This window comes from Kitasatospora sp. NPDC058965 (assembly GCF_042741245.1).
GTDB lineage: Bacteria > Actinomycetota > Actinomycetes > Streptomycetales > Streptomycetaceae > Kitasatospora.
This window is the reverse complement of record NZ_JBHYKG010000350.1, coordinates 1-8,399: the sequence shown is the minus strand read 5'-3', so window position 1 is coordinate 8,399 and position 8,399 is coordinate 1. Positions and strand designations below refer to the sequence as shown.

At 75.5% G+C, this 8,399-nt stretch carries 10 protein-coding genes; 6 read left to right on the top strand and 4 right to left on the bottom strand.

Annotated elements, in window-relative coordinates:
* Positions 1 to 82: 82 nt before the first annotated feature.
* Complete coding sequence (locus ACFW1A_RS35170) at positions 83 to 337, bottom strand: DUF397 domain-containing protein (RefSeq protein WP_380416532.1); 255 nt, start codon at positions 335 to 337, stop codon at positions 83 to 85.
* 167 nt (positions 338 to 504) lie between these two features.
* On the opposite strand from ACFW1A_RS35170, the gene ACFW1A_RS35165 reads away from it, so the two are divergent.
* The 3 genes from ACFW1A_RS35165 (at position 505) to ACFW1A_RS35155 (ending at position 3,159) form a co-directional block, all read left to right on the top strand.
* Positions 505 to 1,017: a PTS-dependent dihydroxyacetone kinase phosphotransferase subunit DhaM gene (locus ACFW1A_RS35165; RefSeq protein WP_380416531.1), complete on the top strand. Its 513-nt coding sequence runs from the start codon at positions 505 to 507 to the stop codon at positions 1,015 to 1,017.
* A gap of 120 nt (positions 1,018 to 1,137) precedes the next feature.
* Entirely contained in the window at positions 1,138 to 2,037 is a 900-nt protein-coding gene (locus ACFW1A_RS35160) for an NAD-dependent epimerase/dehydratase family protein (protein WP_380416529.1), read from the top strand.
* A gap of 123 nt (positions 2,038 to 2,160) precedes the next feature.
* Complete coding sequence (locus ACFW1A_RS35155) at positions 2,161 to 3,159, top strand: polysaccharide deacetylase family protein (RefSeq protein ID WP_380416527.1); 999 nt, start codon at positions 2,161 to 2,163, stop codon at positions 3,157 to 3,159.
* Positions 3,160 to 3,220: 61 nt separating this feature from the next.
* Here ACFW1A_RS35155 and ACFW1A_RS35150 read toward each other — a convergent pair whose 3' ends face one another.
* Positions 3,221 to 4,000: a glutamate racemase gene (locus tag ACFW1A_RS35150; protein WP_380416525.1), complete on the bottom strand. Its 780-nt coding sequence runs from the start codon at positions 3,998 to 4,000 to the stop codon at positions 3,221 to 3,223.
* Positions 4,001 to 4,108: 108 nt separating this feature from the next.
* On the opposite strand from ACFW1A_RS35150, the gene ACFW1A_RS35145 reads away from it, so the two are divergent.
* Entirely contained in the window at positions 4,109 to 5,266 is a 1,158-nt protein-coding gene (locus tag ACFW1A_RS35145) for a glycosyltransferase (RefSeq protein WP_380416535.1), read from the top strand.
* A gap of 19 nt (positions 5,267 to 5,285) precedes the next feature.
* Here ACFW1A_RS35145 and ACFW1A_RS35140 read toward each other — a convergent pair whose 3' ends face one another.
* Both ACFW1A_RS35140 and ACFW1A_RS35135 read right to left on the bottom strand, forming a co-directional pair.
* Entirely contained in the window at positions 5,286 to 5,939 is a 654-nt protein-coding gene (locus ACFW1A_RS35140; RefSeq protein WP_380416523.1) for a thiol:disulfide interchange protein DsbA/DsbL, read from the bottom strand.
* Between the two features lie 65 nt (positions 5,940 to 6,004).
* Positions 6,005 to 6,856 (bottom strand): slipin family protein, encoded by an 852-nt coding sequence (locus ACFW1A_RS35135; protein ID WP_380416521.1) that lies wholly within the window; start codon positions 6,854 to 6,856, stop codon positions 6,005 to 6,007.
* A gap of 219 nt (positions 6,857 to 7,075) precedes the next feature.
* Here ACFW1A_RS35135 and mscL point away from each other — a divergent pair, with 219 nt between their 5' ends.
* Positions 7,076 to 7,519, top strand: coding sequence for a large conductance mechanosensitive channel protein MscL (gene mscL / locus ACFW1A_RS35130; RefSeq protein ID WP_380416518.1), 444 nt, complete (start codon positions 7,076 to 7,078; stop codon positions 7,517 to 7,519).
* A 208-nt stretch (positions 7,520 to 7,727) separates the two neighbouring features.
* Positions 7,728 to 8,330 (top strand): DUF6643 family protein, encoded by a 603-nt coding sequence (locus ACFW1A_RS35125; protein ID WP_380416516.1) that lies wholly within the window; start codon positions 7,728 to 7,730, stop codon positions 8,328 to 8,330.
* The last annotated feature ends 69 nt before the right edge of the window (positions 8,331 to 8,399 follow it).

The window sequence follows — 8,399 nt, the reverse complement described above, 5'->3', positions numbered from 1 at the left end:
GGTGCACGACCGCGTGGGGGCGGTCGGCACGGCGCCTGTCCGTTTCGGCGGGCGGTCCGGGCGGCCGGCGCCGGCGGTCCGCTCAGTCGAGGTCGAACTCGCCGTCCTGGGCGCCGAGCACGAAGGCCCGCCACTCCTCCTGCGTGAAGACCAGCACCGGACCGTCCGGGAACCGCCCGTCCCGCATCGCGATGTACCCGTCCACGAAGGCGATCTGGACGTCCCCGGGGGACCCGTCCTCCTGCTGGGCCGAGAGCCACTCGGCCCCCGTGGTGTCCAGCTTGGGCTTGCCGGACGCCGGCCCGGCGGCCTGGCCGGAGTTGGTCTCGGTCGACACTGGTGGTGCTCCTCCCGAAGGTCCGTCAACTGCCCCAGATTATCCCGCCGGACCCCTTCCGGGCTGCGCTTTCGGGTCGATCGCGACCCCGTCCGGCGCGGGCGCGGGACGCCGCGCGCCGGGTTTGCGACAGTGGGCGGGAACCGGCCGAGAGCGGGGAGCAGACCATGGCACAGATCAGTCCACGCGGGTCCGGGGCCGACGTGATCCCGATCGGCGAGGCGCCCTCGGCGGTCCGGGTGCCCAGTCAGGCGCCGGTCCGCTCGGCCGTCCTGGGCCGGGTCGGGGTGGTGGTGGTCTCGCACAGCCGGGAGCTGGCCGAGGACGTGGCCGACCTGGCCCGGGCGATGGCCCAGAACGGCGACCCGTCACCGGTGGAGCCCACCGGCGGGCACCCCGGGGACGGGCTGGGCAGCAGCGCCCTGCTGCTGGCCGCGGCGGCCCGCCGGGTCGACCAGGGGCACGGGGTCGCCGTGCTGGCCGACCTGCCGGCGGCCGTCCAGACCGTGCTCGCGGTGCTGGCCGCGGCCGACGAGCACGGGCTGCCGTTCCCGGTCCGGTTCGCCGACGCGCCGCTGGTGGAGGGCACGGTGGCCGCCGTGGCGACCGCCTCGGCCGGCGGCGACCTGGCGGCCGTGGTGGACGCGGCCGAGGAGACCTACCGCCAGCGCAAGCTCTGACGCCCGCCCGACCGCCGTCGGAAACCTCGTGCCGGACCCCTACACGGACCGTGTCCGGGCGGCTACCATCGGCTCCGCCCGCCGTCCCGGGCACCGATTGCGGAAGGAGTCCGTGCTGCGATGCGCGTGGTCGTCACCGGCGGAGCCGGATTCGTCGGCGCCAACCTGGCTGCCGCGCTGCTCGGCTGCCCGCGGGTGACCGAGGTCCGCGTGGTCGACGACTTCAGCACCGGCCGCAAGGCGCACCTGGCCGAGCTGGAGGTGAACCTCTTCGAGGGTTCGGTGCTCGACCCGGACCTGCTGGACGAGGCGCTCGACGGCGCCCAGGCGGTGGTGCACCTGGCCGGCCTGCCCGGCGGAGCGCCCGTCCGGCACCGGGCCGACGGCCACCTGGCCAACGCCAACGGCACCCTCCAGGTGCTGGAGGCCGCCCGCCGGGCCGGCAACCTGCACGTGGTGGCGGCCTCCCCGGTCACCGCCGCGGCCCTGGGCCCGACCGCCGAGCGGACCCCGTACGCGGTGGGCGCGCTCGCCGCCGAGGGGTACCTGTCGGCGTACCAGCACTGCTACGGGCTGCCGGTGCTCACCCTGCGGCTGCACGAGGTCTTCGGTCCGCTGCAGCCGACCGTGCCGGGCTGGCCCGCGCTGGTGCCAGGCTTCGTCGCCGCCGCGCTGGCCGGCGAGCCGCTGCTGGTGCCCGACGGGGGCGAGCAGCGCCGGGACTTCAGCTACGTGGGCACGGTGGCCGAGGTGCTGCGGGCGGCGGTGCTGCGGCGGCTGACCGCGCCCGGGCCGGTGGACCTGGCCTGCGGCACCGTCGCCGGGGTGCTGGAGCTGGCCGGCGAGCTGGGCGCGGTGCTCGGGCGCCCGCTGCCGCTGGTGCGGACGGTCGCCCGCCCCGGACCGACGGAACCGGAGCTGCCGGATCCGGCCCCGCTGCGGGCCCTGCTGCCCGACCTGGACCCGCTGCCGCTGCGCGCCGCGCTCGACCGCACGGTGGCCTGGTCGCGGCGCCGCTGAGCCCGATTCCGCGGCCCGGGCGAACGTCAGTCCCATCGCGTACAACCATCTGCGGGGCGCGGGAGTCTGCACTGCGTCGAGGGAGTTCACGCCGGGTCAGACCGGCCTCGCCTGGGGAGCACCGTGCCGCGATCGCACATCGGTACGCCGGACCTGCCGGCCGCCGCCGTCCTGCCCATCCACCTGCCCACCGCCCCGTCCGCCGCCGCGCCGGGGACGCTCGCCGACCCGCCCGGCGAGCGGCTGGCCTCGTGGCTGGTCCATACCGGCTGCGCGCGCCCGTTCCTGCGTGCACAGGCCGCCCGCCGCCTCACGGTGCTCGCCTACGGGCGGGTCACCGACCAGCGGGCGTTCGGCGCCCAGCTGGACCGCCTCTGCCGGGTGGCGGTGCCGGTCTCGCTGCCGGCGCTGGAGCAGGCCCTGGCGCAGGAGCAGCCGCTGCCGCCGCGCAGCGTCCTGATCACCTTCGACGACGCGGACCGCACGGTCCTGGAGCACGCGCTGCCCGCGCTGACGGCCCGTGGCCTGCCGGCGGTGGCGTTCGTCGCGACCGAGCTGGTCGGCAGCTCCCGGCCGAGCTGGCGGGAGGAGGCGGCGTTCCTGCTGGCGCACGGGGGCAGTGCGCGGGCGCTGCGGGCGGGCGGGCCGGCCGCCCGGCTGGCGCAGCTGGTCGCGCTGCCCGATCCGGACCGCCGGCGCAGCCTGCACGAGCTGCGGGTGAGCGCGCGGGCCGGTGCGCCCGGCCGGGTCCGGCTGACCCCGGCGGAACTGCGGCACCTGGTGGCGGCGCGGGTGGCGGTGGGCAGCCAGTGCACCGGCGACCCGGAGCTGCCGCGGTGCGACGAGGCGACAGTGCGCGCGGAGGTGCAGGGGGCGCACCAGGCGCTCACCGGGTGGCTGGGGGCGGCGCCGACGGCGTTCGCGTACCCCGGCGGCTCCCCCGACCCGCGCACCGCGGCGCTGCTGGTCGATCTGGGCTACCGCACGGCGTTCCTGACGGACCACCGGCTCAGCCCGCGCCTGCCGCGCTCGGCGCTGCAGATCAGCCGGCTGCCGGCCGACGCGACGGCCGACCCCGACCGGTTCGAGGCGACCCTGGCGGGGCTGCCCCGGAGACGCTGAGCAGCGGGGGCGGGGGCGGGACCCGCGTCCCGCCCCTCGGACCACCGCGGCCGCGAGCGGCTCAGACCACCGCGGCCGCGAGCAGCGAGCGCCCCTGCGGGTACGCGCCCGCGGCGGCGGGCAGCTCGCCCGGCCGGCCGGTCAGCAGCACGGTGAGGGTGCCCGAGCCGGTGCGGGCCAGCGCCTGCGGCGCGATCCGGCGCAGCGCCTGCGCCGCCACCGCGTCCGCCGAGCCGAGCAGCACCAGGTCCGGGGCGGCCTGCGGCGCGACCGCCGCCCGGATCAGGTCGCCCACCAGCTCGTAGTGGGTGCAGCCGAGCACCAGCACCTCGACGCCCGCGGGGGTCAGCGCGGCGGCCGCGCCGATCGCCCGCTCCAGCGCCGCCCGGTCCGCGTGCTCGACCGCGTCCGCCAGCCCCGGGCAGGGCACCTCGGTGATCTCCGCGCCGCCGCCGAACTCCTCGATCAGCCCGCGCTGGTAGGCGCTGCCGGTGGTGGCCGGGGTGGCCCAGATCGCCACCTTGCCGCCGCCCGCCGCCGCCGGCTTGATCGCCGGCACCGTCCCGATCACCGGGATGCCCGGCTCCAGCTCGGCCCGCAGCGCGTCCAGCGCGTGCACGGTCGCGGTGTTGCAGGCCACCACCAGCGCGTCCGGCCGGTGCTCGGCCGCCGCCCGGGCGCAGGCCAGTGCGTGCTCGGTCAGGTCGGCCGTGGTCCGCGGGCCCCACGGCATGCCGTCGGGATCGCACGACACCACCAGGTCGGCGTCCGGGCGCAGCTCACGCAGCGCGGCGGCGGCCGGCAGCAGGCCGATTCCCGAGTCCACCAGTGCGATCTTCACAAGGGAGGACCCTAGCCGATCCGACGAAGTCCCCCCACGAGGCGAGGCCGTGCGCCCGGCTGCGGGCCGCGGCGCGGTCGGGTGCGGCAGACTGCCAGCGTGACGCTGATGCTGTGGGTGACGGGTCTGTCGCTGGTCTGCTGGCTCTGGTTGGCGCTCGGGCAGGGGTTCTTCTGGCGGACCGACCAGCGGCTGCCCCCGCACCGCCCGGAGCCGGCCCACTGGCCCGAGGTGGCGGTGGTGGTCCCGGCCCGCGACGAGGCGGCGGTCCTCCCGCTCAGCCTGCCCGGCCTGCTGGCCCAGAAGTACCCCGGCCGGGCCCGGGTGATCCTGGTCGACGACCACAGCTCGGACGGCACCGCCGACACCGCCCGCCGACTGGCCGCCGGCGGCGGGCTGCCGCTGACCGTCACCACCCCGCCCCCGCTGCCGGCCGGCTGGACCGGCAAGCTCTGGGCCGTGCGGCACGGGGTCGAGCTGGCCGGGCAGGCCGAACTCCTCCTCCTCACCGACGCCGACATCGCGCACGGCCCGCAGACCCTGGCCGCCCTGGTGGCCGCCGCCGAGGCGGGCGGGCCGCCGGACCGGCTGGACCTGGTCTCGCAGATGGCCCGGCTGCGCACCGAGACCGGCTGGGAGCGGCTGATCGTGCCGGCCTTCGTCTACTTCTTCGCCCAGCTCTACCCGTTCCGGTGGAGCAACCGGCCCGGCTCGCGCACCGCCGCCGCGGCCGGCGGCTGCTCGCTGGTGCGCCGGGCGGCGCTGGAGCGGGCCGGCGGCGTCGAGGTGATCCGCGGCGCGGTGATCGACGACGTGTCCCTGGCCCGCGCGGTCAAGCGGACCGGCGGCCGGACCTGGCTCGGTCTTTCCGAGCGCTCCCCCGAGCTGGCGGTCACCAGCGTCCGCCCGTACCAGGGCCTCGGACCGCTGTGGCGGATGGTCTCCCGCAGCGCCTACGCCCAGCTGCGCCACTCGCCGGCGCTGCTGCTGGGCACGGTGCTCGGCCTGGCGCTGATCTACCTGGTCCCGCCGCTGGCCGCGGTGGCGGGCGCGGCCGGCGGCGCGCTCCCGCTGCTCGGCCTCGGCGCCGGCGCCTGGGCGGTGATGACGGTGACCTACCTGCCGATGGTCCGCTACTACGACCGCCCGGCCCCGGCCGCGCTGCTGCTGCCGTTCACCGCACTGCTCTACCTGGCGATGACGGTGGACTCGGCCGTGCAGCACTACCGCGGCCGGGGCGCCGCCTGGAAGGGGCGCACCTACTGAGGGCGCGGGACCGCCCGGATCAGTGCTTGGCGGCGCGGACCTGGGCGAGCAGCTGGTCCAGCACCGCGGGGATCTGCTCCACCCCGCCGGCCTTGGTCGGCGAGGTGGCCCACTGGCCCTGCACCACGGCGGTGGGCAGCTCGTTCACCTCGTACCGGACCCGGTCGTCGGGCGCCTGGTCGACCTCGCGGCGCACCTCGTCCGACTCGTAGGCGGTGACGAACTTCTGCCGGTCCACCTGCTGGCCCTGCGCCCAGTCGGCCGCGGCCTGCTCCGTGGTGAGGTCCAGGCCGTCCTGGCGCACCGCCCGGAACACCGCCTGCTGCAGCCGGTCGACCTGGCCCAGCTTGTCCAGCGTGAAGTAGAGCCGGGCGTGCGCCCGCTGCTCGTCCTGCTCGGGGGAGCCGGCCCAGACCGCGGGGATCCGGTGCAGCACCACGTCCGCGGGCTGCCGGGCCGCCCACTCCTCCAGCGGCTGCTCCAGCAGCTGGGAGTGCAGGCAGCCGTACCAGAACACCTCCACCACCTCGCGCTTGCCGCTGTCGCGGACCTGCTGCGGGTGGCGCAGCGTGCTGTACGGGGCGTCCGCCCCGGCGGGCAGCGGGGCGAGGGCGCTGCTCAACGCGGAAACCGCGGAGACGGCCAGGACGACGGCGCGGGTGACGGTCTTCATACCGCCACCGTGTCAGCCGGCCGCGCCGGGCCGCCGACTGACGCGCCATCGGTCCCCCGATCGGATCAATCGAGGTCCGGGACCGCCGGCTCCCGGACCGCCCGGGCCTCGTCCGCCGTCCGGGCCTCTTCGGCCGTCCGGGCCGCGGGCACCGCCGCCCCGGTGACCTGCTTCGCCTGCGCCTCGAAGAACCGCAGCAGCTCCACCGGGAAGGGCAGCACCAGGGTCGAGTTCTTCTCCGCCGCCACCTCCACCACGGTCTGCAGCAGCCGCAGCTGCATCGCCGCCGGCGTCCCGTCCATCAGCGCGGCCGCCTCGGCCAGCTTGGTCGCCGCCTGGTACTCGCCGTCGGCGGTGATGATCCGGGCCCGCCGCTCACGGTCCGCCTCGGCCTGACGCGCCATCGAGCGCTTCATCGAGTCGGGCAGCGCGACGTCCTTGATCTCCACCCGGTCGATGTGCACGCCCCAGCCGGTCGCGGGGCTCTCCAGCATCAGCTCCAGGCCGCGGTGCAGCTGCTCGCGGCCGGAGAGCAGGTCGTCCAGCTCGCTCTTGCCGATGACCGAGCGCAGCGAGGTCTGCGCCACCTGGAGCATCGCGAACTGGTAGTTCTGCACGTCCACGGTCGCCAGGATCGGCTCGACCACCCGGAAGTAGAGCACCGCGTCCACCCGGACCGTGACGTTGTCCTTGGTGATGCCCTCCTGGGCCGGCACCGGCATGGTGACCACCTGCACATTGACCTTGCGCATCCGGTCCACCACCGGGACCAGCAGGGTCAGCCCCGGCTCGCGGACCCGGCCGCGCACCCGGCCGAGCCGGAAGACGACGCCCCGCTCGTACTGCTGCACCACGCGCACACCGGTGACCGACCAGAGGACGAGGACCGCCAACAGGACCACGATCAGAGCAGGCATGTCCGAAAGTATGCGCGCAAACCCGGCCAGTGCACAGGGGTCGGGCCGGGTCCGTCGGTGCTTGTACGAAAGAGCCGGACGCCCCGTCAGTTCCTGCCGCGGCACTACGCGGAACGGGTGACGCGAGTTGGACCCGGGCCCGGCGGCTTGGCCAGGATGGCCGGGCGACCGGGCGGCCAGCCCCCCGCGCTCCCCTCACCCATCCCTGGAGTCTCAGCCGTGTTCAAGGGCTTCCGCAGCTTCCTGCTGCGTGGAAACGTCGTCGACCTGGCGGTCGGTATCGTCATCGGTGCGGCCTTCACCGCCGTGGTGACCGGCTTCGTCACCGCCTTCCTGACCCCGCTGGTCGGCGTGGCCATGGGCGCGGTGGGCGACTTCACCAAGGAGAGCTTCACGGTCGCCAACACCCAGTTCCCCTACGGCGCCTTCCTGAACGCGCTGATCAGCTTCGTGCTGATCGCCGCGGTGATCTACTTCGCGGTGGTGCTCCCGATCGGCAAGCTGCAGGCGAAGTTCGAGAAGCCCAAGGCGGCCGAGCCGGCCAAGGTGGACTGCCCGCAGTGCCTCAGCAAGATCCCGGCCGCGGCCGTGCGCTGCGCCCACTGCACCTCCGAGGTGGCCGGACAGCCCGGTTTCCCTGCTCAGGCGCTGCAGCGCGGCTGACCGAGTGCGCCGTTGTGAGCCCCCCGGCGTGGGGGGCTCACGTGTGCGAACTGGTCACGATTCGACCGCCCCTGACCGGATTTCGACGGAGAAATGTCCGTTCTTCTCCCGTTCGAGGGGTTTGTGTCGGCGAAGACTGCGTAAACAACTTGAACTATCCCCCCTCCCAGTCTCCTCAGGGGCGCATTCTGGGCTTACGGTATGCCCCATGACCTCGCCCCGCCCCTACGACGGAGTCGGTTACTACCCTCCGTCCTTCTCTTCGGGCACGCCCATCTACGACAGCTTGGTCGCAGAGCGCGGAGTCCCGCAGATCGCGCCGATCAACGTGCCGGCAGCCCTGCCGCCGGCCCCCATGTCCACGCCGTCCTACGGGTCGGCGATGGAATCCACCAGCCTGCTGCCCGCGCTGCCGCCCGCCCGGCTCGCGCTCGGCCCGGGCCCGAGCGGCGGCTACCAGAGCGCCCCGCCGATGTCCGGCTACGGCGCCCAGCCGTACGTCCCGGCACCGCGGTTGCCCGGACAGCCGGTGCCCGGCTACCCGCAGCCGGCCGCCGCCCAGCCCTGGGACCAGTCGGGCGCGCTCCGGCCCGCCCCGGTCGGCCCCGCGCCGATGGCCCCGGTCCGCCCGGTGCCGCCGCAGCAGTTCTTCCAGCAGAACACCACCCAGCAGGGCCTGCCGACCCAGCAGCCGTACCAGCCGCAGCCCGGCAGCCAGCAGGGTTACCAGCAGCAGCAGTTCGGGCAGAGCCAGTTCGGACAGGGGCAGTTCGGACAGCAGCAGCAGCCCTATCCGGGGCAGGTCTACTGACCGAGGAGCAACACCGGTCGGTTGACCGAGGGGGACGGTCGTCTCCGGGCCGCCCGGCCCGCCGTGCGC

Bases quoted from the DNA above. Each gene is read 5' to 3' on its own strand.
- ACFW1A_RS35165 (WP_380416531.1), top strand. From the start codon at position 505: ATGGCACAGATCAGTCCACGCGGGTCCGGGGCCGACGTGATCCCGATC.
- ACFW1A_RS35160 (WP_380416529.1), top strand. From the start codon at position 1,138: ATGCGCGTGGTCGTCACCGGCGGAGCCGGATTCGTCGGCGCCAACCTG.
- ACFW1A_RS35145 (WP_380416535.1), top strand. From the start codon at position 4,109: ATGCTGTGGGTGACGGGTCTGTCGCTGGTCTGCTGGCTCTGGTTGGCG.
- ACFW1A_RS35140 (WP_380416523.1), bottom strand. From the start codon at position 5,939: ATGAAGACCGTCACCCGCGCCGTCGTCCTGGCCGTCTCCGCGGTTTCC.
- ACFW1A_RS35135 (WP_380416521.1), bottom strand. From the start codon at position 6,856: ATGCCTGCTCTGATCGTGGTCCTGTTGGCGGTCCTCGTCCTCTGGTCG.
- ACFW1A_RS35125 (WP_380416516.1), top strand. From the start codon at position 7,728: ATGACCTCGCCCCGCCCCTACGACGGAGTCGGTTACTACCCTCCGTCC.